This window comes from Corallococcus sp. bb12-1 (assembly GCF_026626765.1).
GTDB classification, from domain to species: Bacteria; Myxococcota; Myxococcia; order Myxococcales; family Myxococcaceae; genus Corallococcus; species Corallococcus terminator.
Window position 1 is genome coordinate 153517 of sequence record NZ_JAPNJZ010000012.1, and the last position, 26155, is coordinate 179671.

Annotated in this window: 24 protein-coding genes; 13 read left to right on the forward strand and 11 right to left on the reverse strand. The window is 69.2% G+C overall.

Features of this window, described 5'->3' with window-relative positions:
* Positions 1-285 precede the first annotated feature (285 nt).
* A complete protein-coding gene (gene fruA / locus OV208_RS16140) occupies positions 286-972 on the forward strand; it encodes a response regulator transcription factor FruA (protein ID WP_120537371.1) in 687 nt (228 codons plus the stop codon).
* A gap of 73 nt (positions 973-1045) precedes the next feature.
* Here the strand turns inward: fruA and OV208_RS16145 are convergent, their stop codons facing one another.
* Positions 1046-1267, reverse strand: coding sequence for an MbtH family protein (locus OV208_RS16145; protein WP_120537372.1), 222 nt, complete (start codon positions 1265-1267; stop codon positions 1046-1048).
* 181 nt (positions 1268-1448) lie between these two features.
* Here OV208_RS16145 and OV208_RS16150 point away from each other — a divergent pair, with 181 nt between their 5' ends.
* Positions 1449-2450, forward strand: a complete 1002-nt coding sequence (locus tag OV208_RS16150) for a DUF4105 domain-containing protein (protein WP_267574722.1) — start codon at positions 1449-1451, stop codon at positions 2448-2450.
* Between the two features lie 2 nt (positions 2451-2452).
* On the opposite strand, the gene OV208_RS16155 is transcribed toward OV208_RS16150, so the two are convergent.
* Positions 2453-3187, reverse strand: a complete 735-nt coding sequence (locus OV208_RS16155) for a hypothetical protein (RefSeq protein ID WP_267574723.1) — start codon at positions 3185-3187, stop codon at positions 2453-2455.
* A gap of 107 nt (positions 3188-3294) precedes the next feature.
* Here OV208_RS16155 and OV208_RS16160 point away from each other — a divergent pair, with 107 nt between their 5' ends.
* Positions 3295-3876, forward strand: coding sequence for a YdeI/OmpD-associated family protein (locus tag OV208_RS16160; RefSeq protein ID WP_267574724.1), 582 nt, complete (start codon positions 3295-3297; stop codon positions 3874-3876).
* On the opposite strand, the gene OV208_RS16165 is transcribed toward OV208_RS16160, so the two are convergent.
* On the reverse strand, positions 3877-4767 hold the full coding sequence (locus OV208_RS16165) for a cyclic nucleotide-binding domain-containing protein (protein WP_267574725.1): 891 nt from the start codon (positions 4765-4767) through the stop codon (positions 3877-3879). It abuts the gene before it with no gap.
* A gap of 182 nt (positions 4768-4949) precedes the next feature.
* Between OV208_RS16165 and OV208_RS16170 the strand changes: the two genes are divergently transcribed.
* From OV208_RS16170 to OV208_RS16180, 3 genes are all read left to right on the forward strand, one after another.
* Complete coding sequence (locus OV208_RS16170) at positions 4950-5654, forward strand: alpha/beta hydrolase family protein (RefSeq protein WP_267574726.1); 705 nt, start codon at positions 4950-4952, stop codon at positions 5652-5654.
* Between the two features lie 28 nt (positions 5655-5682).
* Complete coding sequence (locus OV208_RS16175; RefSeq protein WP_267574727.1) at positions 5683-6678, forward strand: hypothetical protein; 996 nt, start codon at positions 5683-5685, stop codon at positions 6676-6678.
* 225 nt (positions 6679-6903) lie between these two features.
* Positions 6904-7806, forward strand: a complete 903-nt coding sequence (locus OV208_RS16180; protein WP_267574728.1) for a M12 family metallopeptidase — start codon at positions 6904-6906, stop codon at positions 7804-7806.
* A gap of 52 nt (positions 7807-7858) precedes the next feature.
* Here OV208_RS16180 and OV208_RS16185 read toward each other — a convergent pair whose 3' ends face one another.
* From OV208_RS16185 to dacB, 6 genes are all read right to left on the reverse strand, one after another.
* The gene (locus OV208_RS16185; protein ID WP_267574729.1) at positions 7859-8938 is read right to left on the reverse strand and encodes an alanine racemase; all 1080 of its coding nucleotides are present in this window, start codon (positions 8936-8938) and stop codon (positions 7859-7861) included.
* A gap of 98 nt (positions 8939-9036) precedes the next feature.
* Positions 9037-9789, reverse strand: a complete 753-nt coding sequence (locus tag OV208_RS16190) for a hypothetical protein (RefSeq protein WP_267574730.1) — start codon at positions 9787-9789, stop codon at positions 9037-9039.
* Between the two features lie 366 nt (positions 9790-10155).
* Positions 10156-10500 (reverse strand): hypothetical protein, encoded by a 345-nt coding sequence (locus OV208_RS16195; protein WP_267574731.1) that lies wholly within the window; start codon positions 10498-10500, stop codon positions 10156-10158.
* A 57-nt stretch (positions 10501-10557) separates the two neighbouring features.
* A complete protein-coding gene (locus OV208_RS16200; RefSeq protein WP_267574732.1) occupies positions 10558-10980 on the reverse strand; it encodes a hypothetical protein in 423 nt (140 codons plus the stop codon).
* An 84-nt stretch (positions 10981-11064) separates the two neighbouring features.
* The gene (locus tag OV208_RS16205) at positions 11065-13245 is read right to left on the reverse strand and encodes a prolyl oligopeptidase family serine peptidase (protein ID WP_267574733.1); all 2181 of its coding nucleotides are present in this window, start codon (positions 13243-13245) and stop codon (positions 11065-11067) included.
* 50 nt (positions 13246-13295) lie between these two features.
* The gene (gene dacB / locus OV208_RS16210; RefSeq protein ID WP_267574734.1) at positions 13296-14780 is read right to left on the reverse strand and encodes a D-alanyl-D-alanine carboxypeptidase/D-alanyl-D-alanine-endopeptidase; all 1485 of its coding nucleotides are present in this window, start codon (positions 14778-14780) and stop codon (positions 13296-13298) included.
* Between the two features lie 204 nt (positions 14781-14984).
* Here dacB and rdgC point away from each other — a divergent pair, with 204 nt between their 5' ends.
* From rdgC to OV208_RS16245, 7 genes are all read left to right on the forward strand, one after another.
* Positions 14985-15635: a recombination-associated protein RdgC gene (rdgC, locus tag OV208_RS16215; protein WP_120532910.1), complete on the forward strand. Its 651-nt coding sequence runs from the start codon at positions 14985-14987 to the stop codon at positions 15633-15635.
* Positions 15622-16311 carry a hypothetical protein gene (locus tag OV208_RS16220; RefSeq protein WP_120540709.1) on the forward strand — a complete coding sequence of 230 codons (690 nt, stop codon included), beginning with the start codon at positions 15622-15624 and terminating at the stop codon, positions 16309-16311. The genes rdgC and OV208_RS16220 overlap by 14 nt, the downstream gene beginning before the upstream one ends.
* A gap of 108 nt (positions 16312-16419) precedes the next feature.
* Positions 16420-17319: an SGNH/GDSL hydrolase family protein gene (locus OV208_RS16225; protein WP_267574735.1), complete on the forward strand. Its 900-nt coding sequence runs from the start codon at positions 16420-16422 to the stop codon at positions 17317-17319.
* The gene (locus OV208_RS16230) at positions 17316-18215 is read left to right on the forward strand and encodes an SGNH/GDSL hydrolase family protein (RefSeq protein ID WP_267574736.1); all 900 of its coding nucleotides are present in this window, start codon (positions 17316-17318) and stop codon (positions 18213-18215) included. The genes OV208_RS16225 and OV208_RS16230 overlap by 4 nt, the downstream gene beginning before the upstream one ends.
* A gap of 157 nt (positions 18216-18372) precedes the next feature.
* Positions 18373-20649, forward strand: coding sequence for a hypothetical protein (locus tag OV208_RS16235; protein ID WP_267574737.1), 2277 nt, complete (start codon positions 18373-18375; stop codon positions 20647-20649).
* A gap of 119 nt (positions 20650-20768) precedes the next feature.
* On the forward strand, positions 20769-21761 hold the full coding sequence (locus tag OV208_RS16240) for an HmuY family protein (protein WP_267574738.1): 993 nt from the start codon (positions 20769-20771) through the stop codon (positions 21759-21761).
* Positions 21761-23368, forward strand: a complete 1608-nt coding sequence (locus OV208_RS16245) for an MXAN_6640 family putative metalloprotease (protein WP_267574739.1) — start codon at positions 21761-21763, stop codon at positions 23366-23368. Before OV208_RS16240 ends, OV208_RS16245 begins: the two co-directional genes overlap by 1 nt.
* Positions 23369-23517: 149 nt before the next feature.
* Here OV208_RS16245 and OV208_RS16250 read toward each other — a convergent pair whose 3' ends face one another.
* Positions 23518-25113, reverse strand: a complete 1596-nt coding sequence (locus tag OV208_RS16250) for an aromatic amino acid hydroxylase (protein ID WP_267574740.1) — start codon at positions 25111-25113, stop codon at positions 23518-23520.
* Between the two features lie 92 nt (positions 25114-25205).
* On the reverse strand, positions 25206-26126 hold the full coding sequence (locus tag OV208_RS16255) for a LysR family transcriptional regulator (RefSeq protein WP_267574741.1): 921 nt from the start codon (positions 26124-26126) through the stop codon (positions 25206-25208).
* Between the last annotated feature and the right edge of the window lie 29 nt (positions 26127-26155).

Here is a 26155-nt window from a genome sequence, read left to right on the forward strand (position 1 = left end):
GTCCCGACAGAGCCGGTTCGCATGTGACGGCGGATGGTGTTAGGGTCTTGGTTGGCTGGAATTGCCTGAAACGAAAAAGGAGGAACGGCCCTTCGGGGTCAGTTCGGCAGTCGCAAGCGCAGTCCGCAGGGCAGCACTGGCAAGACCCCCGGATGGAGTTGAAGCGCGGTTCTCGCACGCTCAGCACTGGCGGAAGTTCCGCCGCGGTTCCACCGACTCCGGGGCAGAAGGAAGTCGACAGGTAGTCTTGAATGCAATTCGCCACGACGGCTGGGGGGCCATCGCATGGCAGCGAATCAATCCGCAGTTCGTATTTCGATTCTCGAAGGACCGTGGGCGGCCTGGCAGGGCCTTTCCGATGGGCTTCGGGGTGAGGGTCATTCCACTTCGGTGACGCGCGACGTGCGCGGCTTCCTGGATGGGCTTGGCACGGATCCGCCGCAGGTGGCCATTCTGGATGTGGAGAGTGATGGCGAAGCCGCCATTGGTTGCTCCGTGACGGAAGGGCTCAACCTGCTGCGCGAAGCCCGCAAGCGCAGGCTGGAAGTCCGCATGCTGCTTCTGTCCGCGGTGAGCACGCCGGAGGTCATCTCCCAGTGCTTCGACGAGGGGGCCTCGGGCTACCTCTTCCGCGCGGGTCTGGGCGTCAACGCCGTCTCTTCCGCGGTCCAGTCACTGGTGAGGGGCGAGCGCCTCTTCCCGGTGCAACTGCTGCGCAATGACTTCGAGCATCCGCCGGTGACGTCACCCACGGCGAGCGTGCTGCTGCTGCTCACGCAGCGGGAGCGCGAGGTGCTCGCGTACGTGGCGGGAGGCGCGGACAACTTGAAGATCGCAGCCCACCTGCAGATCGCCGAACGCACCGTGAAGTCACACGTCACGCAGCTCTACCGCAAGCTTGGGGCGGAGAATCGCACCCAGCTTGCCCTGCGCGCCTGCCATCTGGGCGTCAGGCCTCCGCCGGACCTCTAGGCTTTACTGTAGAGGGACGGCCGCCCTCCCCGCGAAACGGGGAGGGAGCACGGCATCCGGACCGACGCGGCCTTCAGTTCTTGCGGGCCGCTTCTTCCATCTTCTTGCGGAGGCTCAGGGGACGCATGTCCGTCCAGACCTCCTTGATGTACTCCAGGCACTCGGCCTTCAGGCCCTGCTTGCCCGCGTCCTTCCAGCCCAGCGCATTCTCGCGGTCGGCCGGCCAGATGGAGTACTGCTCTTCGTGGTTCACGACGACCTTGTAGATGGTCGTGTCTTCGCGCTCGTCGCTCATGGGGTGACTCCTCCAGGGGACCCCTGTCGTCGCACACACGGGGAAAAGCGGTCAAGGTCGTGTGCGGTCATGTTTCACGCGACCTGTAGCGGTGGGGGGGACGTGCCCGCTCGCCCGCCGGGGGCTCACCCGGAATCCGGGAGGGTGACACCCGGGGTCCGGGCCACGGATACTCGGCCGCATGCGCTTCTTGAAGAACGGCATCGCGGGCGTCCTGCTTCTCGTGGGAGGCGCCTGGGCTGGGCTGGCCCTGGCCCTCACGGGGGCGGGACCGGAAGGGGCGCATCCGGGCCGCGCCCTGCTGGCGGTGCTCCTGGTGGGCGCGGCGGTGGCCGCGTGGCGGTGGCGTTCGCGCCGCTGGGGTGTGGCGGTGGTGCTGGCGGGCTGCGCGGCCGTGTATGGCTGGGTGCGCACCGAACAGCCCTCCAATTCACGCGACTGGGCGCCGGACCTGGCGCGCGCGCCGTGGGCTGAAATCGCGGGCACGCAGGTGACGCTCCACGAGGTGCGCGACTTCCGCTACCGCAGCACCACGGACTGGGAGCCGGCCTGGTACACGGCCACCTACGACACGGACGCGCTCACCGGGGCGTCGTTCATCGTGGAGCCCTTCTCCGGGTTCTACGGCGCGGCGCACACGATGGTGTCCTTCAGCTTCCAGGACGGCCGCCACGTGGTGTTCTCCGTGGAGGTGCGGCGGGAGAAGGGGGAGACGTTCTCCGCGGTGGGCGGCCTGTTCCGCCGCTTCGAGCTGGCGTACGTCGTGGGCGACGAGCGGGACCTCATCCAACTGCGCTCCAACCACCGGCACGACACCGTGTATCTGTATCCGGTGCAGGCGTCGAAGGAGCGCGTCACCGCGTTCTTCCTGGACATGGTGCAGCGGATGAACGGGCTGAAAACGGCGCCGGAGTTCTACGACACGCTCACCAGCAACTGCACCACCAACCTGGTGCGCCACTTCGAGAAGGTGGCCACGAAGAGCGTGCCGTACGACCACCGCACGCTGATGCCCGCGTTCGCGGATGAGCTGGCGTACGAGCTGGGCATCATCGACACGGACGTTCCGCTGGAGCAGGTCCGCGCGCGCTACCACATCAACGCGCGCGCCCTGGCGGCGCAGGGGCAGGACGACTTCTCCCAGCGCATCCGCGCCCCCGAAGCCACCGCCACGGCGCCCTGACGTCAGGGGCCGGCGGGCTTCAGGTTGCTCTGGAGGTGGCGCTCGTAGTGGCCCTCCAGCGCGGTGAAGTAGCCGCGCTCCTCCCACAGCTCCCGGAGGAGCCGGTCGGTGAGGGACTTCAGCTCCTCGCTCTCGTTTTCGCGGTCGGGCACTCGGGGGCCCTTCTTCGGATCCAACAGGGCGCGGGTGGCCTCCGCCATCAGGAGCCGGCTGCTCCGAAAGAGCCGGCGCAGGGCCTGGTTGATGGGGCGGGCATCCACTTCCTGGCAGGCGGCGACGATGGCGGCCTGCACCTTCCGGGGCGCATCCCCCTGGAGGGAGGCGGCGTCCAGGTCGCCGCGCTCCAGGGCGTGCTGCAGGAGGTAGCCGTGATGCAGGCACACGGAGGTGAGGTCCACGCAGTCCTTCACCCAGAGGACGAAGAAGACCTTGCGGAACACCTTGCGCACCGGGAAGAGGGCCACGGCCTTCAGATAGGACAGGAGCCGTCCGCCCAGCCCGCGGGCCTCATGGGAGCCGGCCAGCAGCTCCACGGCCTTGTCCGGGGCCTTGAGGCCCTTCTCCTTGAGCTGGTCGCGCACGGCCTGCTCGCGCACCTGGCGCAGGGCGTAGTCGTCCAGGAAGGGCACGGGGATGAGCGGGGTGAGCCCGGCGGCCACGGCGTGGAAGGCCACGCGGGCGAGCGAGGGCGGCACGGCATTCGGCGGGCTCGGTGGACGGGGACTGGGGTCGGCCATGGTCCCGTTCATAACGGCTTCCGCCCCGGCTGCCTTCCGCCGGTAGAGTGCCGGTGGGGCTTTTGTCGGCGGAAATGTCCTGAACCCTGCCCTGGAGGGATGACTGGATGAAGGCGAAGCAGGAACTTCCCATCGTGCCGTTCGCGTCGGAGAAGGCGTTCGAGCAGTGGCTGGCGAAGCACCACGCCGACGCACCGGGCGTCTGGTTGAAGTTCGCCAAGAAGGAGTCGGGCATCGCGTCCGTGACGTACGCCCAGGCGGTGGAGGTGGCGCTCTGCTACGGCTGGATCGACGGGCAGGCGAAACCAGTCGACGACACCTACTGGATCCAGCGCTTCACGCCCCGCAGGGCCCGGAGCCGGTGGTCGAAGATCAACTGCGGCAAGGTCGACGCGCTCGTCGCCGCGGGACGGATGCGGCCCGCGGGCCTGCGCGAGGTGGAGGCGGCCCGGGCCGACGGGCGGTGGGACGCGGCGTACGCGTCACCCACGGCCATCGCCGTCCCGGAGGATCTGCTGCTCGCGCTGGAGGCGAACCCGAAGGCGAAGGTGTTCTTCGCCACGCTCAAGGGCTCCAACCGCTACGCCATCCTGTACCGGCTCCACGACGCGAAGAAGCCGGAGACCCGCGCGCGCCGGCTGGAGAAGTTCGTCGCCATGCTGGAGGCAGGCGAGACGATTCACGGCTAGCTACTTGTCGCCCATGACCTCGATGGTGTGCTTGAGCCGCTCCAGGCCCAGACGCACCAGGGCGCCTCGCAGGTCGGGCTGGCCCAGGAACGCCTTGCGGAACACCTCGCGCTCCAGCTTGAGCAGCGTGCACGGCGTCACCGTGCGCACGGTGGCGGTGGCCAGCCGGCTGCGCAGCAGGGAGATCTCCCCGAAGAGGGCGCCTTCCTCCAGCAGCGGATAGGGCGACTGGCGACCGTCGCCATGCGTGTGGAAGACCTCGCATTTGCCGCGCAGGAGGACGTAGAGGGCGTCGCCCGGCTGGCCCCGGGTGAGCAGTGTTTCACCCGCGGGGACGGTGCAGGGCACGAAGGCATCCCCCAACTCGTGCTGCACTTCCTGGGGCAGGGCGGCGATGAGCGGGTTGCTGCGCAGGGTGTCCGCGAGCAGGCGCTCCTTCGCGGTCAGCTGCATCTCGTCGCCCTTGACGCCGTAGTCCTTGCCCAGCTCCCGGACGCCGGCCTGGGTGAGCTCCAGCAGCACCACGTCCTCCACCGTCACCACCGTGGCGGTGCGCTTCGTGCCGGTGAGCAGCGCCAGCTCTCCGAAGAACTCCCCCGCGCCCAGGCGGCCCACCTCCGTGTTCGCGGCGCCGTCGTTGCCGCGCATCACCGCGACGCGGCCCTCCAGCACGACGAACATCGAGTTGCCGGGGTCTCCTTCGCGCACCACCACCTGGCCCGCCTGGAGGTAGCGCGTGCAGACGGGGGGCGCGGGCGTCGCCGCTTCCGGTTCCGTCGCGGAGGGTGGGGCGGAAGGTGAAGCAGCGGTCGCGGGCGCCTGCCCGGCCGGAGCTTCCGGGGCGGCGGGGTGGGCGGACAGCAGGGCCTGGAGGCGCGCGAACAGGGACATGGTGCCGGGACGCTAGCGACTGGGGCTGACAGGGGCAGTGAAATGGTTCACACCCTTCGAGAGGGTGGTTGAAAAGCCTGCCAGGCAGCCATGCTTCCACGTGCAAAGCCTTGCGGTTGTCCAGTCTGCCATACAACGCGTTGGCGCGTGCAAGGCATTGATGGGAGAGTCGGGAGGTGATCATGTCGTCAGAACAACGGGTCATGCTCGCGGACGCACCGGCCCTGATTGTCGGCGGGGGACCGGCTCCAGCGCCGGGCCTCCGGGGCACGGTGGTGCTCCTGCACGGGCTGGGGGCGTCGAAGGAGGTCCAGCGCCCCGAGGCGCGGTTGCTGGCCCGGCACGGGTACGTCGCGGTGATCCTTGACGCGGTGGGGCATGGCGAGCGGCGCCACCCGGACTTCGAGCACCGCTTTGCTCCCGACCGCGCGGCGGACAGCTTCGCGGAGCTCGTCGCGCATGCCGCCTTGGAGCTCCCCACGGTGCTCGGGGTCCTCGCCGAGCAGGGTTGGTCGCGGCCGGGCGCGGTGGGTGCCTGTGGCATCTCCCTGGGGGGCGCCATCCTCTTTGGCGCCATCGAAGCCGGTGCGGTGCTCGACGCGGCCGTGAGCGTGGTCGCTCCGCCGCCACGGCCCCACGCCCGGCTGGAGCGATACTTCCCGACGCCGTTGCTCTTGCAGACGGCCGGAGCGGACACCCTGGTCCCGGCGTCGGACGCGCGGGCCTTCCACCGTGCGCTCGCGCCGCGTTACGCGAGCGCCCCCGAGCAGCTTCGCTCCGTCGAACACGACGGCGAAGGACACATCTTCACCGAAGCAGGCTGGGGGCGTGTCTGGGATGAGGCCCTGGGCTGGTTCGACCGCTTCCTGCCGGTGGCTGGAGCCTGACGGCACGACTGACTACAGTTCCGTGCCCATGGGAGACACGCTCGACGTCGTCGTGGACCTGGGGGACGTGGGAGAGACGGCCGCGGACGCCGTCCTGCTGAAGTACGCGCAGGGCTTCCACGGTGCGGACGGCGCGGTGGCCCGGCGGCTGGAAGGGGTGGGCATCGCCACCGACACCCTCACGGTGCTTCCCGGGGACCACCGTCTCATCGAGACCCGGGGCGGCCTGGGTTCGCCCTGGGTGCTCTTCCTGGGCACGGTGCGCCTGCGCCAGTTCGGCTACCACGAGATCCGCCAGTTCTCCGTCCGCGCGCTCCAACTCCTGGAGCCGCGTCCGACGCTCCGCCACCTCGCGTGCACGGTGCACGGGCCCAACTACGGGCTCGACGAGGACGAAGCGGTGCTGGCCCTGGTAGGCGGCTTCGTGGATGCCTTCCAGCGGGGCGTGGGGCCGCGCGACCTGGAGCGCGTCACGGTGGTGGAAATCAATCCCAAGCGCGTGGAGCGGATGCGCAAGGCCCTGGCGACAGGCCTGGGCGCCACCACAGGGGTGGAGCCACTGCCCGGCGGCATGGGCTTTCGCGTCCGGCGCACGTCCCGGTTCGTCGCGGCGGCCCCCATGGCCAGCGCGGGCGCGAACTCGAATGAGAAGCCCCATGCCTTCGTGGCGATGCCGTTCGCACCGGAGCTGGAGGACACCTACCACTACGGCATCCTGGGGCCGGTGAAGTCCGCCGGGCTGCTCTGCGAGCGCGTGGATCAGGCCACCTTCGACGGCCCCATCATCCAGCGCATCCGGGACCGCATCGACACCGCGAAGGTCGTCATCGCGGACCTGTCGCTGGCGAACCCCAATGTGTATCTGGAAGTGGGCTACGCCTGGGGGCGGGGCAAGCCCACGCTGATGCTGGTGCGGGACGTGCGGGAGCTGCGCTTCGACGTGTCCAGCTATCGCTGCCTCGTCTATCGCAACATCCGGCACCTGGAAGAGGTGCTCACCCAGGAACTGCAGCGGCTCCTCTGACGGCCGTCGGCTGAAACGCTTCGGCGCACGGAAGGCCTGAAACCTCCTCGTGGCCTTGTTGGCGCAAGCGCCGTCTCCAGTTTTCCCACAGGGACGAGTGGAGGTAGTGCCATGGGTGAAACAGAGAGATACCGTGACGCTTTGCTACAGATCGCCGAACTGGCTCGGAAGGCGACACAGGAAGCCAGTCCATCGGAGCGTAAACAGGGGAATGGCCATGGACGCGTGGTGGTCACCCCCGCGAGCCAGGGCGGTTGCTCGCTGAGGGTCCTTCCCAAGCGCCTGTTGGTGAAGGCGGCGGAGGTCGCCAGGAAGATCAACCCGGTCAATGCTCCGCTGCCAGGGCCCCTGGCCGCCATGGGCGCGGTCCTGCCGCTGGACCCGATGCGGATCGCGCTCCTGACCTCGAAGTACTGGGGACCGGCCACCCGCGAGCTGACCGTCAGCTTCGTGGAATCCACACCGGCCGACCTCCGCGCTCGCATCGTCCTCCACCTCAACGCCTGGGCGACGAGCGCCGGCATCTCCTTCGCCGAAACGAATGGGACCGGTGATGTCCGGATCTCCCGGGGGTCGGGCGGCTACTGGTCGTATCTCGGGACGGACATCAAGCTCATCCCGACCGAGCAGCAGACAATGAACCTCGAGGGGTTCACGATGAGCACCCCGGATTCTGAATACAACCGCGTCATCCGGCATGAGGCAGGGCACACGCTCGGCTTCCCGCACGAACACATGCGGCGCGAACTGGTGGCGCGAATCGACCCCGACAAGGCCTACGTGTACTTCCTCGCGACGCAGGGCTGGGACAAGGACACGGTCGACCAGCAGGTGCTCACACCGCTGGATGATCAGTCCATCTTCGCCACCCCGGCGGATCAGACGTCCATCATGTGCTACCAGTTGCCCAGCTCCATCACCCGCGACGGACAACCCATCCTGGGAGGCCTGGACATCAACGTGACGGACTACGTGTTCGCGGGGCTCATCTACCCGAAGCTCAACTTCGAGGACATCCAGGCCGTCCGCAAGACGAAGCCCAATCTCGGAGAGGACGTCGCCGCCTTGATGGAGCGGGTGGGCGTCAAGGACTGGGGCGCGGCGAGGGACCCGCAGCTCAGCATGTAGCCGTCCCCGTGAGCGCAACGGCGGTAGGTCTCCTGCATGAGGGCCGGGAGGCCTACCAGCCGCGCGCCGCGACGTCCCAGGTCGCCACGCCCGTATCGCCTCGCACGACGTGCAGTCGCGAGTGCATGGGGACGGAAACACAGACATGGTTCGGCACCACGCGCACTCGGTCACCGATGCGCGGTCGCCACGTCGTGGCTGATACATCCAGCAGGCCGTGTTCTTCCGACAGGTTCTTCACCACGACCTCCGGCCGTTCCAGCAGGACGCCGTACCCAGGCGCGATGCCCTCTTCCTTGGCGAGCGCCTTGGCCCCCGCGTCGATGACCACCTGGCCGGACACGGCGGTGCTCACCACGGTGGCCAGGACCGAGTAGGCGCATTCCGTCCAGTCATTGGCACCGACGAGGGTGCTGTTGCGGTCGTTCAGCGCGTTGAGGCCCGGGCGGATCTCCGTGAGGCCGTGCACTGCGTGGGATTGCCAGAGGGTGGGTGTGGAGCCGCCGCTCACGACCTCGGGAGGGAGGCCCGCGCCACGCAGGGCGTCCACGAACGACGCCAGTGTCTGGGATTGGGTCCGCATCGCGGCGGGCAGCTCCGCCTGGGGTATCCGGAGGTGGCCGGCGTAGAACGTCACCCCGCGAAAGGACACGCCCGGCGTGGAGGCCGCCGCGCGGGCTAGGGCCACGGCCTCGTCCGGCGTGCGCAGTCCGACCCGACGCATGCCCAGGTCCAGCTCCACCAGCACGCCCACGGTGCGTCCCGCGTTCCGGGCTGCTTGTGCCAGCCCGTTCAGCACCTCCACGGAATCGAGGGCCACGGAGATGCGCGCGTGAGAGGGCAGCGCCATCAGTCGCGCGAGCCGGCGGGCACCCACGGGTGGGTACGCGAGCAGCACGTCGTCGGAAACGGAGGCCATGACCTCGGCTTCCAGGACCGTCGCCACCGTGACACCTGAAGCGCCCGCCGCCACCTGAAGCGCGCCCAGCTCCGCCGTCTTGTGCGTCTTCGTGTGGGGCCGCCAGCGCAGCCCGTGCTCGCGCGCATAGGCCGCGACGCGCTGGAGGTTCTGCTCGACGCGGTCCAGGTCGACGAGGGCGGCGGGCGTGTCGAGCGATTCCAGGAAGGACATGCGGTCGATGTTCGCACCCGGCGCGCATGTCCTCCAGCACTCCGTCATGGGGGCTGAAGCCGACGTGCGGCAGGCAACGTCCCCCGAGGCCATTCACCTCAAGGGTGCTTCTTCGTTTCAGTGAAGACCGGTTCGTTCCGCCGGATGCGTGCGAAGAGTTCGTCGTGGTCGATTTCGCCGAGATCGATGTTCCAGAGGTCGGGCACCAGGAAGGCGGAGGCCAACGACGCCGCCTCTTCGTCGGAGCGCCCGTTCTCGAAGCGATGCTCCGTGCGGAATTCTCCGTAGCACGCGACTTCGTGAACATTCTCATCCAGGATGCGCGTCTCCAGGTTGCCCGCCACGATGAGACTCTCATCGTTGTAGACGCCCTGGATGACGTCCCGGACCACCAGGTCGCCCAGGACCAGGAAGTTCCCCGACGTTCGCAGTCCCTTCGCGACACAGCGGCCCAGGACCACGATGGTCGAATCCGGTCCGCAGTCGTCCAGGAATCCATCGACCTCCAGGTCGCCCAGCACGAGGAGGGGACAGGTGACGAGCAGCGAACCGGGAGCCTTCGCATTGCCCGTCACGACCGTGGACTTGGACAGCGACGCGTCCAGCACGGCGTCCACGGGTTCGAGGAACTCGCGCATCACCACGGCGGCCAGGCCGACATGCGACACGGGCCCGGGACACAGCGCCTTCGCGAGCGCGGTGGGCTGAAGGGGCGCGTCCTTGGGGAATGCCCGCCCCAGGGGCGTGACCAGGGGCGTGCCCTGATGGGAGAGCGCATCCTTGATGGCACCGTCCAGCCGGGCGAGCGTGGCCTCCGCGCGCGGAAGGAAGTCGTTCTTGGAAAGGAGCATGGGCGCATCCCATCCAGCGTGAAGAGGCGCGGTGGGTCTGATCCGCGCCCCCCGCTCCTCGACCTGCCCAGCCCTGGCCTTCGTCGGGTGCTGTTGGTGTCTGACCGCCCATGCACGAACACCACGTCAACCGCGATGGCGTCCGCATCTCCTATCAGGTGCTCGGCCCCCTCCAGGCCCCACCCGTGCTCCTGCTGGCGGGCAACGGATGCGGTGCCAGCTACAGGAGTTGGATGAACAGCTTCCTGACGAAGAAAGGGTCACGTGGCTGCGCTTGGGGCTACAAGGTGCTCAGGCAAAGGCCGTGTCCGAGGGCCCTGCGTTCTTGCCAGAAGCGTGCGAGCAATGGCTCTCGGTTCTGGATGGTCACTGAGGTCGAAGCATCTCTCCCACGAGCACGGTCTTGAGTGCGAAGTCGGCGGGACTCGCGCCGGTCAATCGCAGCTCGCACGTCATGCCGCCGTGAATCTCATCAAGCTCGGTCCGGTAGGCCCGGATCCCCATGACTCGCGCTTCCATCGCGCGAAGGCTCTTTCTTGAGGAGCCATCGAACGCTTCATCGACCCGCTGATGTTCGACTTGGAAGACTTCCTCGAACACATCGCCCAACCGAATGGGGCCTGTGAGGACACGCCCCGCGATGAGGACATCCCCCTCGAAGGGCGTGATGCGCTCGACCGTGAACTCAATCCACCTCCACTCATCAGGCATCGTGAGCTCCACCGTGGGAGGGCGACACGGTCACGAGGTGGCTTTTCAGGCTGACCGCTACGCCGCCGGCTCGAAGCTGATGCGCGGGCGCTGCCACGCCCAGCCGCCCGCCTTCAGTGCCGCCATCGCCTGCGCGTCCAACTCCCGCAGCGCCGCCAGCACCGCCGCCGGAGGACGGGGCGCACCCGGCGCGCTCTCCACCTCGAAGCGGGCCGGAATGGCGCTGGCATCCTGCCCGCCCATCACCACGCGGACCTGACAGTTCTGCGGCGACAGCTCCGTCTCCCCGGACCACGACACGTCCTGGACGAACAGGTCCACCGCACCCAGCACCTTCTGCCCGCGCAGCTTCGCCACCACCGCGTCCAGTGACCCCTTCGCGCGTTCATTCCGCCGCTTTCCAATGCGGGTGAGCGTGAACCAGGCGAGGCCGCCCGCGAGGACGGGCGAGAGGATGAAGAAGGGGATGAGCGGGCTCATGGGCGCCAGGGTGCCACGAAACACGGGAAAGGAAACGCCCGTCCTTCCACTCAGGGAAGGACGGGCGGATGACCTCACAACGACCTACTGCGGCGCGGGCGCGCTGGGCTTCTTCGTCGCGTTGGGCTTGTACGTCATGCCCAGCTCGTTGAAGACGAAGGAGTAGACGTCCACCTCCTCCTCGATGCGCGCCGCCAGCGGCGTGCCGGAGCCGTGGCCCGTCTCCGCGTTGGCGCGCAGCAGGATGGGCTTCGGGGCGCTGGTGGCCGCCTGCATCCGGGCCACCATCTTGCGCGAGTGGAACGGATCCACGCGCGGGTCGTTCGCCCCGGAGGTGAAGAGCACCGACGGGTACTTCGTCCCGTCCTTCACCTGGTGCACCGGCGAATAGGCATACAGCGCCTTGAACTGCTCCGGGTCCTTCACCGTGCCGTACTTCGTCACGTTGAACTGGCCGTTGGGTGTCAGCTCCGTGCGCAGCATGTCGTAGATGCCCACGCGCGCCACCACCGCGCCGTACTGCTCCGGGTGCTGCGTCACGGCCGCGCCCATCAGCAGGCCGCCGTTGCTGCCGCCCTGGATGGCCAGCTTCTTCGGCTGCGTGTACTTCTGGTCCACCAGCAGCTTCGCGCACGCGTAGAAGTCGTCGAACACGTTCTGCTTCTTCGTCAGCGAACCCGCCTGGTGCCAGGCCTCACCGAACTCCGAACCGCCGCGCAGGTTCGCCACCGCGAACACGCCGCCCTGCTCCAGCCACAGCCCCGCCGTCGGGCTGTAGCCGGGCGTGATGGAGACGTTGAAGCCGCCGTAGCCCGTGAGCCACGTCGGGTTCTTCCCGTTCAGCTTCGTGCCCTTCTTCTTCAGGATGGTCAGCGGCACCTTGCTGCCGTCCTTCGACGTGGCCTCCGTGCGCACCACCTCCACGTCGCTCATGTCGATGGCCGCCGTGCGCGCCAGCGCCGTCTTCGTCACCTTGCCGTCCGCCGCCGAGTACCGGAACCACGCGGCCGGCGTCGTGAAGCTGGAGTTGGCGAACAGCACGTCGTCCGCGCCCTGCCGCACCGCGCCCCCCACCGACGACACCGGCAGCGTGGGCACCAGCCCCAGCGCCTTGCCCGTCAGGTCCACGATGCGCAGCTGCGACGGCCCGCCCAACTGCTCCAACAGGTACAGCCGGCTCTTCGTGGGCAGGAGGGCCTGCACCGTGGCCTCGCCCTCCGGGACGAGCACCGTCGCCTTGTCCAGCGTCGGCGTGGCCAGCGGCAGGCGCAGCACCTTGCCGCGCGAGGCGTCCTTGCGGCTGAGCAGGTACGCCGCGCCGTCGCTGCCGAAGCGCGCCGACACCACCTTGTCCGTGAACTTCGCGACCTGCGCCCACGTGCCCTTGGGGCCGTGCAGGTACAGCTCGAACTCGCCGCCGTCCCCGTTGGCCACGCGCGCGAACGTGTACTGGCCGTCGTCGCTGGCCTCCAGGTCCGTCATCGCGATGCGCGGAAAGTCCTTGCCCAGCGCGTACGTGTCCTTCTCCGTGGGCGTGCCCAGCGCGTGGAAGTACACCTGCTGGTACACCTCGCGGTCGATGGCGGGACGCTCCTCGCCGCGCGGATAGCGCGTGTAGAAGAAGCCCGTGCCCTGCGCGTTCCACGCGAGGCTGCCGCCCGCCGTGCCGCCGTTGACGCGCGGGACGACCTCGTTGGCCAGCGCCTTCGCCGTGGCCACGTCGTACACCGACACGTCACCGCTCTCCGTGCCGCTCTTCGACAGCGACACCGCCGCCTTCTTGCCGTCGTTCGTGAGCTGGAACCAGTCGATGGTCGTCTTGCCGGACGGGTCCACCTGCGTGGGATCCAACAGCACGCGCTCCTTCGACGTGTCGTCCAGCGAGCCCAGGACGACGAGCGTCGGCTGCTGCTTCGGCGGCTGGAACTTCATCGCCACGATGACGCCGCCCTTCTCCTCCAGGCCCCCGTACGCGGGGGACTTCCACGACAGCAGCTCGGTGATGCGCTGGCGCAGGCCCTCGCGCCCCGGCAGCTTGTCCAGCGTCGCGCGGGTGTACGCGTTCTGGGTGTCCGTCCACTGCTGCACCTTGGGGTCGGTGGCGGACTCCATCCACTGGTAGGGATCCGCCACCGTGGTGCCGTGGTACGTGCTCTCCACGGGCTGCTTCTCCGTGGCGGCGGGCTTCGCGGGCGCCTTGCCCGCTGCTCCGGACACGAGCGGCAGGAGCAGCGCGGCGGTGGTCACTGCGGTCTTCAGCTTCACGGTTCACCTCGCATGGGTGCTGTGCCCTGGGAAGAGTGCGCCCCGCCGCTTCAATGCAGGGGCAGCTCCACCAGGGCGGTGGAGAAGACATCGAAGGTCTCGTTGGCGTTGGGCTTCGTGCCCTCGTCCATGTTGCCGAGCATCAGCGCGAAGACGACGCGCGGGTGCTCCACGTCGTTGGGGCGCTCGGCCACGCCCACGAAGCACTTCTGGCCCGTCAGCGTGCCCGTCTTCGCGCGGACGCGGCCCGCGGTGGCCGGCGTGGTGGGCCGTCCCGCCAGCGTCCCGTCCACGCCCAGCACCGGCAGGCTGTCCACCAGCGCTGGGCCATACGGCTCCTGGAGGCTGGTGAAGATGACGCGCGCCATGCCCCGGGGCGTGGCCAGGTTGTAGCGGGACAGGCCGCTGCCATCCACCGGGCGCAAATCCTTGGACGGCACGCCCCGGCGCAGCAGCTCCGCGGCCAGCGCCGTCCGGAGCGCGGTGTAGCCCTCCTGCCCGGTGCGCTCGCGCGCGAAGCGCATGCCCAGCCGCTCCGCGTACAGGTTGAGGCTCTCCTTGTTCGTCACGCGCACCAGCTCCGACAGGGGCGGGCTCGTCAGCTCCACCAGCGGCACCGGCACCGGGGGCATGGGGGAGGTGGGGGCCTCCAGCGTGAGGGGCAGCCGCGTCACGCCCTTGCGCGCCAGCGCGTCGTCCACGCACGCGGCGAAGAGCTCCTGCGGCGCGTCCACGGCCAGCTTCACGCCCGCGGACTGGGGGCAGGGGCCGCCCTGGGGCGAGCGCCACGTGCAGCGCACGCCCTGGCCCCCGCGCATGCAGGAGAGGTTCGTGCGCTCCGCGTTGGCGTCCACGCGCACCACCGCGCTCAGCGTGGCGAAGGTGGGGGTGAGCTGCACGGAGGGCGCGTCCGCGCAGGTGGAGCCGGGCGCGCGGGTGAGGGCCAGGTCCACCACGTTCTCGCGGAAGACGAAGGGCGTGGGGGCCGCGCTGTAGGCATACGCGGCGTCATCCCAGGCCCAGCCAGGCCCCATCAGGCCATCCACCCCGTCGGTGCCGGCGATGCGCACGCTGCCGCGCCACTGGTGGATGCCGCGCGCCTGGAAGGCCTCCGCGATGCGGTCGCACGCGAGCGCCGTCTCCGGGAAGCGCCAGGAGCCCAGGGACGGGTCTCCGGAGGCCTGCGCCACCACGTCGCCCAGGAACAGGCCCCCCACCTGCGAGCCCTCCAGGGTCACCGGCGTCACGAAGCGGAAGTCAGCCCCCAGCGCGGACAGCGTGGCGGACGTGGACACCACCTTCATCACGGACGCGGGCAAGAGGCGCACGTTCTCCCGGTGCGTGAAGAGCGGCTCGCCGGTGCGCGCGTCCACCACGTACGCGCCCGCGAGCGCCCCGTCCGCCTCCAGGGTCTCCAGCAGGGCCTTCATCACCCCGGTCAGGGTGTTGCCCGGGGGCGCCTGGGGCGTGGACGGCGCGTGGGCGCAGGCGGACAGGAGGAGGCAGACGGTGGAGACTCGGAGTGCGCGGCGCATGGCGGCGGCCACCGTATGTCGCGCTCCTGGGAGTGTCATCGTTTCCGGCCAGCGGGGAAGGGCGGATGCGTGCACGGGTGGACGCCCGGCAGGGGACCTGGAGGCGCGCAACGGCCAGGGCGGCCAGCTATTCCCAGCGCACCCCGTCCAGCCACGCCGAGTGCCTTGACGCCACGGCACTGGACGCCCATCCTGCCGCGCCCCATGCCTGTCCTCCGTGGTGCCGTGACCTTTTCGCGCTTCCGGACCGAGCCTTCCAAGGAAGCTCCGTCCGACGTGAAGCGCTGGTTGACGAAGGGACTCAAGTCCCATGCGTTCGAACCCATCGACCGTCGCTCAGAAGATGAGCGCGCGGCCGGTTTCGTGGAGCTGGAGAACGCGGAAGCGTCCGACTTCTCCACCAGCAACCTCTTCTATGGCGAGTACGCCCTGTTCTCCTTCCGCATCGACACGCTGAAGGTGCCCGCGTCGATGATGAAGGCGGAGCTGGACAAGTGGACGTCCGCCTTCACCAAGGAGAACAGCCGCCCGCCCGCGCGCGCGGAGAAGAACAAGCAGAAGCTGGAGCTGAAGCAGCTGCTGCGTCAGCGCGCCGTCCCGCGCACCAGCGTGCTGGACGTGACGTGGAACCTGAAGACGCAGCAGGTGCAGATCTGGGCCGCGTCCCGCAAGACGGTGGATGAGATCTCCGTCGCGCTGGAAGGCGCCCTGGCGGTGAAGGTGATTGGCATCACGCCCGCGTCGATGGCGCAGCGTGCGGGCATCGACGACAAGGCCCTGGGCCCCACGGCGGAGCTCATCGGAATGGACCTGCCGGCGACGGCTTCGGTGGAGGACAGCCATGGCGAAGGGTGAGCAGGCGCGGATCGAGGCGGCGTTCGCCCGGGGCGACGTGGGCATTGACGGGGCCTCCACCGAAGAGGTGAAGGACGAGGCGGAGGTCGAACAGGGCAAGGCGCGCGAACAGCTCCTGCGCGGCCGGGCCTACCTGGGCCGCGAGTTCCTCACGTGGCTCCTATGGCGTTCGGAGTCCGGCGACGCGCTGGTGGACCACGACGGTTCCGGCATCACCGCGCTCTACCTGGGCAAGGTGGTGCTGCGCGGCGTGGCGGGCGACGTCACGGAGTTGAGCGCGCGCGGCACGCTGGCGCCGTATTCGGAGAACGTGCGGCACTCGTTGGATCGGGGCCTGCTCGTGTCCCAGGCCCGGCTGCGCATCTCCCACGGCGAGCGCGAGTTCGAGCTCACCCTGGATGCGGAGTTCCTGGACATCCGCGCCGCCAAGCTGCCCGCCCTCATGACCGAGGAGGAGGATGATCAGCTCTCCGAGCGCCTGGAGCTGACCGAACAGCTCTCCACCCTGGTGGATGCCCTGGTGAACGACTTCCTCACCGTGCGCGGCGGCAAGGCCTGGAGCAAGACCGTGGTCCCCGCGATGAAGGCGTGGATGAAGGGCGAGGAGAAGGGCTCCGACCTGCTCTCCAAGGCCGCCCGCGCCAAGGGCCGCGACGCCCGGGCCGCTCGCGGCTGAGTCGGCTGAAACATCTGGATTAAAACAAGGAAGACTTGGACTCTTGGAAAAGTCCGGGAGGGATGACACGCTGCGAAAAGCGGTTTGTCCCCCTCCTGGAGTTTTTCAATGAAGCATCCCTTCCTGTCGTTGGTGGCTGCCCTGGCCGCCTTCCTTCTGCCGCTGCACGCGGGCGCCCAGAGCAGCATCGTCGCGTTTGGCGACAGCCTGAGTGACAACGGCAACAACGGCACCGCCACCAGCAGCCCCACGACGAACCCCTCCAGCCAGATTTCCGGCACCTGGGTGAAGCAGCTCGCGACGCAGCTGGGCCTGCCCCTGACGGCGTCCGACAACGGCGGCACGAACTACGCCCGGGGCGGCGCCGTCACCAGCGGCATGTCCGGTCAGGTGAACACCTATCTGGCGGCCCACCCGACGGCGTCCCCCACCGCGCTGTACGTCCTCTGGGGCGGCGGCAACGACATCAACTACAAGGCCCAGGCGAACCCGTTCGACTCGGCGGGCATCAAGGCCGCCGCCACGACGGCCGCCAACAACATCAACGCGCAGATCCGCAAGCTCGTCGCCGCCGGCGCGAAGCGCATCCTGTGGGTCAACATGCCGCCCCTGAACAAGACGCCTGCGGCGCTGTCCGTGCCGGGCGGTCTTGGCAACACGGTGCTCGCGCCCCCCGTCACCCAGTTCAACTCGCTGTGGACCTCGCACCTGACGCAGCTGCGCAAGGACTTCCCGTCCGTCACCTTCATCGGGATGAGCTCCTTCAACCAGTTCAACGCCATCCTCGCGGCGCCTTCCTCGTACGGGCTGACGAACGTCACCGGCACCGCGAAGGGCAAGGTGGTCAACCCGGACAAGTACCTGTTCTGGGATGAGATCCACCCGACGAGCTACGCCCACCGCATCTTCGCGGACTACGGCTACGACCTGGTGTCGGACGCCTTCGGCTTCAGCGCCGGCCTTTCCGCGGACGAGTGGACGGTGCAGGACTGGAGCGCCGCCCAGTGAAGACCTCCTTCCTGATGCTGTCGGCCGCGTTCGTTGCCCTGGCTCCGCTCCAGGCGGATGCTCAGAGCGGCATCGTCGCGTTCGGCGACAGCCTGAGTGACAACGGCAAGTACAGCACCGCCACCAGCGGCCCCACGACGACGCCGTCCAGCCAGATCTCCGGCCCCTGGGTGAAGCAGCTCGCGAACCAGTTGGAGCTGCCGCTCGTGGCCTCCGACGAGGGCGGCACGAACTACGCGCAGGGCGGCGCGGTCACCGCCGACATGACGGGCCAGGTGAACGCCTACCTCAAGGCCAGCCCGGTGGCGTCCCCCACCGTGCTGTACGTCCTCTGGGGCGGCGGCAATGACATCCAGCACAAGGCGATGGACAACCCGTTCGACACGGCGGGCATCAAGGCGTCTGCGACGAAGGCCGTCTCCAACATTGAAGGGCAGATCCGCAAGCTCGTCGCGGCGGGCGCGAAGCGCGTCCTCTGGGTGAACATGCCGCCGCTGCACAAGACGCCCGCGGCGCTGTCCATCCCGTTCGGCCTGGGCAGCAGCGTGCTGTCGCCTCCCAGCAGCCAGTTCAACACGCTCTGGTCCCAGTCCCTGACGCGGCTGCGTGGCGAGTTCCCGTCCGTCACCTTCCTCGGGATGAATGCCTACACGAAGTTCAACGCCATCATCGCGGCGCCGTCCGCGTACGGGCTGACGAACGTCACCGGCACGAGCAAGAACAAGAACGTCAACCCGGACAAGTATCTGTTCTGGGATGAGATCCACCCCACCAGCTACAGCCACGGCATCTTCGCGGACTACGCGTACGACCTCGTCTCCGACGCCTTCGGCTTCAGCCCGGGCTTCACGGCCGACGAGTGGACCGTGGAGTCGTGGGGCGCACAGGCGCGGTAGGCAGCACCGCACCAGTCTGGACCGCCGCCCGCGCCGCGATGGAGCGGGCGGCTGTTCCAGTCCGGTGCACGCAGGGGCCGTTCCGGGGCGGGCAGGGGGCGGCACGCGGCTGGCAATGACACACGGGTGAACCCTCCACCGTGTGAGCAGGTGTCCCGTGCCTTCGCCCCTTCCCAGCACTGAAGCCATCCAGCGCATCTCCCTGAAGAATCGCGAGTACGCCTACATCGAGGACGCGAACCGGGGCGTGGTGCTGATGGAGGTGGGGCCCCGGGTCCTCACCTTGGAAGCGCACCTGACGCTCGTCGCAAAGGAGCGGATGGTCGAAGTGGGCGCTGGCCACTGGTGCGTCGTGCGCAACCCCGTGGTGCGCGAGAGCGGCCAGGTGGCGCTGGACGACTTCGGCCAGGCCCGGGTGGCGGTGGGGGACCGCGAGGTCCGCGTAGGCCCCAAGGTGTTCCCGCTGTATCCGGGTGAGGAGTTGGAGGGGGACATCATCCCCGAGTACGTGCTGGGCGTGTCGGAAGCGCTGCGCCTGCGCGCGCTCACCGCCTTCACGGACGACCGCGCCAAGGACGCCCCCCGCCGCCGCGAAGCCGGTGACGAATGGCTGATGCGCGGCCCCGGTCGCTACGTGCCCGGCGAGGCCGTCTCCGTCGAGTCTCTGGAGAAGGCCCGCGTCCTCAAGGAGACCGAGTACTGCGTCATCTTGAATCCGGTGGACCGCGCCACGGGCCGCATCCAGGAAGGCCGCCGCAAGGTCGTCTCCGGTCCGGATGTCTTCTTCCTGGAGCCCGGCGAGGCCCTGGAGGGCGACGTTCGCCGCAAGCACGTCCTGTCGGAGCTCCAGGGCCTGAAGCTCCAGGCGCTGGATGACCTCACGGAAGAGGAGGGCGGCGAGCCCCGCCTGCGCAAGGCCGGTGACACGTGGATCGTCCGCGGGCCGCGCACCTACGTGCCCAGCGAGAAGGTGCTCATCCACAAGGAGATCGCCGCGCTGTCGCTGGGGCAGGGCGAGGGCCTCTACGTGAGGGACCTGCGCTCCGGCAAGGTGACGCTCGTGCAGGGCCCCTGCCAGTTCATGCCGGAGGCGCACCAGGAGCTGCACGAGAAGCGTCTGTCGCCGGACGCGGAAGCCCTGCTGGGCCTGTTGCCCCCCACCGCGTCCACGGAGACGAAGGATGCCCGCGCGCCGCGCCCCACGTCGGCGCCGGAGAAGGGCGACCGCACGCGCGCCATCGTGTTGCGCATCGAGGACAACACCGCGGTGCTCATCAACGACTTCGAAAGCAACCACGCTCGGGTGGAGTTCGGCCCGGCGAAGGTGATGCTGCGCCCGTACGAGGACGTCACGGTATTGGATTTGTCTGGCAGCACGCCCAAGCGTCCCCGCCAGCTCAAGGTGCTGATGCTGCGGCTGGGGCCGGACTTCGCCACGGACCTGTTCGAGGTGGCCACGCGCGACCACGCCCGGCTGCGCATCAAGCTCTCCTACAAGTGGCAGTTCGACGTGCAGGGCGACCCGGAGAAGGACAAGGCCATCTTCCGGGTGAACGACTTCATCGGCTACGTGTGTGAGAACCTCGCGTCGCGCATCCGCCAGGTGGCCGCGGAGAACGAGTTCGAGACGTTCCACAAGAACGCCAGCGTGCTCATCCGCCGCGCCATCTTCGGCATGGACGACGCGGGCCGCGCGCGCAAGGACCGGCTCTTCTCCGAGAACCAGCTGCGCATCATCGACATCGACATCAAGGACATCGCCCCCGTCGATGAGAAGACAGCCCTGAAGCTGCGCGAGGCCATCGACACGAACATCCAGATCCAACTGGACGCCTCGCGCCAGGAGGCGCAGGCCGCCGCGGAGCTGAAGCGCATCCGCAGCGAGGAGGAGAAGCAGTTGGCGGACATCTCCAGCCACCGCAAGTCGGAGGCGGAGCGCCAATCCCTCATCGAATTGCAGAACCGCAACCACCAGCTCGAAACGCTCAGCCGCGCCAAGGTGGAGGCGGAGGCGCAGTTGGAGAAGGCGCGCGTGGAGAGCGAGGAGGCCCTGGCCCGCGCCGAGTCCGACGCCCGCGCCTCCCGCATCCGCTCCGAGGCGGAGCTGGAGCGCGAACGCCTCACCATCCAGATGGCCCTGGAGCGCCAGCAGCGCCTCAACGACCTGGAGGCGGAGCGCCAGTCCCGGCTCGCGGAGGTGGAGGCCTCGCAGTTCCGCCAGCGTGTGGAGGCGCTGGGCGGCGGGGAGAACTTCGTCCGGGTCGTCGCGGCGCAGGCCCAGGCCGCCGTCGTCGGCGGGCTGGAGAAGGTCGTCTTCCTGCCCACCGGCTCCAACCTCAACCTCTTCGACGCCATGCAGGGCCTCCTGGGCCCGGGCAGCGCGCCCCGCCTGTCCACCGTCAATGCGCCCAAGCCAGAGGACACTTCCGCATGAAAGTGCGTCTTCGATATTGAAAATGAGAATCGTTATCGATATGGATCGGCGCCTTCGAAGACTGCGGAGTTCCGCAACGAAAGGTGACGACGATGGGCTTTCCTGGAGGCGTGGTCCTGATGCGCGGTGCAGGGCGGTACGGAATGGGGGCCCTCGCGGTCCTCGCGCTGACGCTGGCGGTGGGGGGATGCGGCGGCGACGAGTGCGTCGACGCGTTCGACTGCCGTGACAAGGGAGCGCCCCCCGAGGGCCAGGCGTACATCTGCAATGCCGACAACGCGTGCGAGCTGCGCACCCTGACCCCCGTGCCCGAGGAGGACGCGGGCACCGGGACGGATGCGGGCACGACGACGGACGCGGGCACGACGACGGACGCGGGCACGACGACGGACGCCGGGACGCCGACGGACGCTGGCACCGAGACGGACGCCGGGACGCCGACGGACGGCGGCACGCAGGTGTGCGGCGGCGCGGTGGCGTGCAGGGATCAGAGCATCGACGAGCTGTCGCTGCGCACCAACATTGCGACGGGCACCATCGTGGAGGAGGGCACTACGTCGGGGCAGTTCTTCACGTACATGGATGGGCGGGCCGGTGGCTTGTCCGCGACGCAGTCGTACACCTACGCGCGCTTCACGCCCACGGGGCTGGTGAAGGTGGAGATTGATGATCAGTCCGCGCTCGCGTCGACGGCGTGGGACATCGCGGTGCGCCGCAGCGTCATCCGCGTGAACAGTGGCGTGTCCGGCCCGTCCTGCGTGACGGTGGCCCAGACGGCCGCGGGCACCACGTTCGACGCGGTCACCACCGTGGAGCCGACCGCGACCTTCCTCGCGGAGGCGTACTTCACCGCCAACACCTGCGAGCTCATCCTGGACGGCTCGGGCATCAACTCCCCGGCCACGGCATTGGCCACGTTCTGGAGCTACAACAACTGCCTCGTGATGACCGACAAGGTCTTCCTGTTGCAGTTGGCGGACGGGCGTCACGTGAAGTTGCAGGTGGTGTCGTACTACGAGCCCGCCGCGCAGGCGCAGTGCAACTCCTCCGGCACGCTGCCGGCGGTGACTGGCTCGGCCCAGTACCGCATCAAGTGGGCTTACCTGCCGTGATGGCCCCCGGGGTTCCCGCGCTGCTCCTGCTGCTGACCGGCGCGGGGACTCCGCACCGCCTCCTCCACGAGGAGGCGGTGGCGCCGATGCCGTGGGGGGTCGCCGAGTCCGGGCGGCCCACCTCGGCCACCGCGCCCGCGCCACGCTTCGAGCCGACGGAGACGGTGGAGTCCGCCGTCTCCGAGGGCAATCGCTTCCGCATCCACTTCACCCGCCAGGGGCCGAACGCGGTGCCGCTGGCGGATGAGGATGGCAATGGCGTGCCCGACTTCGTGGAACTCGTCGGACGCACCTATGAGCGCGTGGCGACGTTCTACACGGGTCTAGGTTTCCGCCTGCCGCCCGACGACGCGACCACGCCGGGAGACAACGGCGGCGACGGCCGCTTCGACGTGTACCTGGTGGACTTCGCCCTGCGCGCCGATGGTGCCTTCCGGATGGAGACCTGCCTGGACGGCACCACGCGCTGCACCGGCTACATGCTCCAGGAGAACGACTTCACGGGCTATGGCTACCCGTCCGACCAGGAGGCCGTGGAGATCCTGGCGAGCCACGAGTTCTTCCACGCCGTCCAGGCCGCGTACCGACCCGACCTGGGAGGCATCGCGTCCGAGGGCACCGCCGTCTGGGCCACCGAACGCTTCGAGCCCGCGCTGGATGACCTGGAGGGCTTCAGCCACTACTACCTGGAGCTTCCGGACCGCAGCCTGCTGACGGATCCGAGCGGTCCCGCCGTGGGCTTCAGCTACGGGGCGGGACTCTTCTTCCAGTTCGCGGGCGAGCGCTTCGGGGATGCGCTCCTGGTCGCGTTGCTGGAGGAGTCCGTGCGGCAGCCGACCATTCGCTGGCCGCTGCTGCTGGACACCTGTCTGCGCCGCGACTTCGCGTCATCCTTCGATGCGGCCTTCACGCAGTTCACCGCGTGGAACCTGGGCACCGGTTCGCGCGCGACGCCCGGCTACGGCTACGCGCGAGGAGAGGGCTACGCGCCGCTGGTGACGACCGCCTCGGCGCTGCCCACGTTGCTTACCTCCATGCGGGTGGGTGGCGCCTCCTCGCGCACCTTCGAGGTCGCGGGGAGCACGTCCTTCGTCACGGCCTCGTTCGAGCCCGAGCCGGGCACGGACCTCGCGGCACTGTCCCTGATGGTGGCGGCCGTCACCGATGACGCCGTGCTGCGCGTCGTCCAGGTGAGCGGGCCGGAGCCTCTGCGTGCCCAGGTGGCCGCGGAGGATGCGACGCGGGTCGTGGTCGCCGTCGTGGATGGAAGGCCGCAGGGCCTGGGGCGCTATGGTGAGCTGTGCATCGCGGCCACCGGTCAGGATGCGGGCTGTGCCCCGGTGCTGCCTCCGCCGTCCGATGGTGGCACGGACGCCGGGACGGAAGATGCCGGTACCGTGGATGCGGGGACCGGAGACGCGGGCAGCCTGGACGCAGGCTCCGTGGACGCCGGAAAGCCCCAGGAGCCCATCGATGATCCGCAGGACCCGTCAGGGTCGGATGGCGGATGTCAGGCGGCGGGAGGTCCCTTGTCGGGTGCCTTCATCGCGCTGCTGCTGGGGCGGAGCCTCCGGCGCCGGTCACGGCCCGGCCCAGGGCTGATGTAGCGCTCCCTCACAAGGGCCCGCGAACCTGTCCGACTGTCCTACAGGTTCGCGGAGGTGCACCGTCTCGCGAGGGGCGTGAGCGGGGCACGCACCTTCAGTCCAGGGGCCACACATGCCCTCCCATGACGTGGGAGGGCCATGCCACGAGCCTACGCGTGGGCCGTGTCCCGCTGGGCAGGCACTTCCCCGCGCAGCTCCGCGACCTCGGCGCGCAGCAGCCAGTCCGACGGGAAGTCGGAGGAGGCGCGGGCGATCTGCTCCAGCCGGTCCGCCGGGAGCTGTCCCGTCTCCCGGATGCGGCGCACCTCCGTGTAGAGCGTCGCCAGGGACGGATGCAGTGCCTTCGCCTTGCGCTCGCGGGCCTGCGCCTCGCCGTCGCCCGCGGTGAAGGCATTCATCTCCCCGAACCAGCGGTCCCATGCGCCGGTATCCGCCGGGCCTCCGGCCACGGACGGCAGCCGCTCCGTCACGTACACGCGCGCCATCGACGGCAGCTCCAGCGGCTTGCCCGCGAGCGTCCCGCTCAGGGCAATCACCTCGCCGCCGTCCACCGCGAAGCCCTCCAGCACCAGCCCGCTGTCCAGCGCCAGGCGGAAGTTCCCGCGCTCCGGCAGGGTGCCACTGCCAAATGCCACCAGCGCCGCGCCGCTGAACGGCTTGTCCAACGCCTGTCCATCGCGCGAAGTGACGATGGGGCCTTCCAGCCGCGCCATCGCGGTGGACAGTCCGGGGGCCACCTCGCCCGCTGCCGGCAGCAGCTCCACCACCTTGCCCGTCACCTCCCGGCCGTCCGCGAGCACCAGGTGGTTCACCGTGCGCGCGCGCAGCGCCTCGTTCAGGCCCAGGTCCCCGCCGCGCTTCCACGCGAGCGTGGCCTCGAACTCCGCCAGCACCTCGAACAGGTGCTCGAAGTCTCGCGCCACGAAGAGCTGCGGCTGCATGCGGGTGATGTCGTAGTCCGTGTCCGCGCACGCCACGCCCAGCGGCAGCTTCTGCACCGCGGACGTCAGGCAGTGCTTCGCCTCGCCGATGCTCGACAGCAGGCCTGCGCCGTAGATGCGCGGACGCTCCAGGTCGCCCACGAGGCCGTACTCCGCCGTCCACCAGTACAGGCGGCTCGCCCGGGTGCTCTCGCTGATGTAGCGGTGGCTCTCATTGGCGGCCTCCAGGCGGGCCTGGGCGTGCGCGATCTCCGCCTCGCTCGCCGTGGGGTCCTCCTTCACCACCGACAGGTTGCGGATGGCCTCGAAGACGGCCTGGTCCTCCACGCTCGCGATGGCCTTGAACCCCACCAGCCCCACCGCCTTGAGGTACTCCGCGTAGCGACGGTTCGCGATGATGGGCGCGTGCCCCGCGCTCTCGTGGACGATGTCCGGCGCGGGCGTGTACTGGATGTGCTCGTGCGTGCGGATGTCCGCCGCGATGGCCAACACCCCCAGCGCCTGCAGCTCCGTGAAGACCGCCGGGGGGATGAAGCCGCGCACCGCCACGCAGGACCAGCCCAGCTTCGACAGCTTCTCGTTCATCTCGTCCAGGCTGGGGATGGCCTCCGCGCCGATGCCGGTGGCCTCCAGTCCTTCCAGGTAGACGGGATGCGCCTTGTCCCGCAGGTGCCCCCGGAGCTGCCCCAGGATGTGCCGCCACACCGCCTGATCGCGGGGCGTGTAGGCCGCGTAGTCCTGCGACACGACATAGCGGCGCAGGTGGGCGGGCAGGCGAGCGATCGTCCGTTCCGTGGGGGTCATCTCGGAGGCTCCTTCAAGAGAAACAGGACACCTGGAAGATACCCATGTCAGCGGAGGACGGAAATCCGGCAGATTACGACGTCTTCGTCGGATTATCGCCGTTTGCGGAGCCGACGTCGCAGGCCGTCCAGCACGGCGTGGGCGCCGGGGCTGAGGCCGCCGGAGGGCCACAGGGCGACGACTTCGACCACCTGGGGCTCCGCTTCGCGCAGGGGCCAGACGTGGAGGTCGGCGGGGAACGGTTGGGTGGGCCGTACGTCGGGGGCGATGGCGCAGGCGCGGTAGGCGCGCAGCAGCTCGAAGAGGTGGAGGAAGCTCTCCACGCGGCCGACTTCGTCCACCTTGACCCCCTGGGCGGAGAAGCGCGCGCTGTTGGCGCCGCCATACGGGTCGTCGCGCAACCAGTCCACGAAGCGTTGACCCTGCAGGTCCTTCACATCCAGCGCGCGCCGGGAGGTCTGTTCGCTCACCAGCGCGGAGTCCGGGCCGGCGATCACCACGAAGGACATGCGCAGCAGCGATTCTGAATCCACGCCGTCGTGGGGCGGCAGTGGGGTGAAGTCCAGCACCAGGTCCTGCTGCCGGGTCTGCACCTGCCGCACCAGTTCGTGCGAACCGCCGAAGCCCACCACCAGCTTGAGGTCGGTGGCGGCCGCGTCCTGCGCGATGCCGCCCAACAGCGACATGGACAGGGTGGGGTTGAGCCCCAGGCGCAGGGTGGGCTCCACGCGCGCCAGGTCCACGAGCCGCTTCATGTCCAGTTGGTGCAGGGGCGTCTGGGTGCCCGCGTAGAGGCGCTCGCCGCGCGCGGACAGTTGCAGCCTGCGTCCCGGGCCGCGCTCCAGCAGGACCGCGCCATCCGCCAGGGCCTCCTCCAGCGCGCGGATGTGCTCACTCACCACGGAGCGGGCGACGCCCAGGTGCTCCGCGGCGGCGTCGATGCTGCCCGCCTCCACGGCGGCGGTGAAGGACTCCAGCCAGACCAGATGTCGCAGCAGCTTACGCGGGGGCATGAGGGCCTTGTTCCTGGCGCACCCATGCG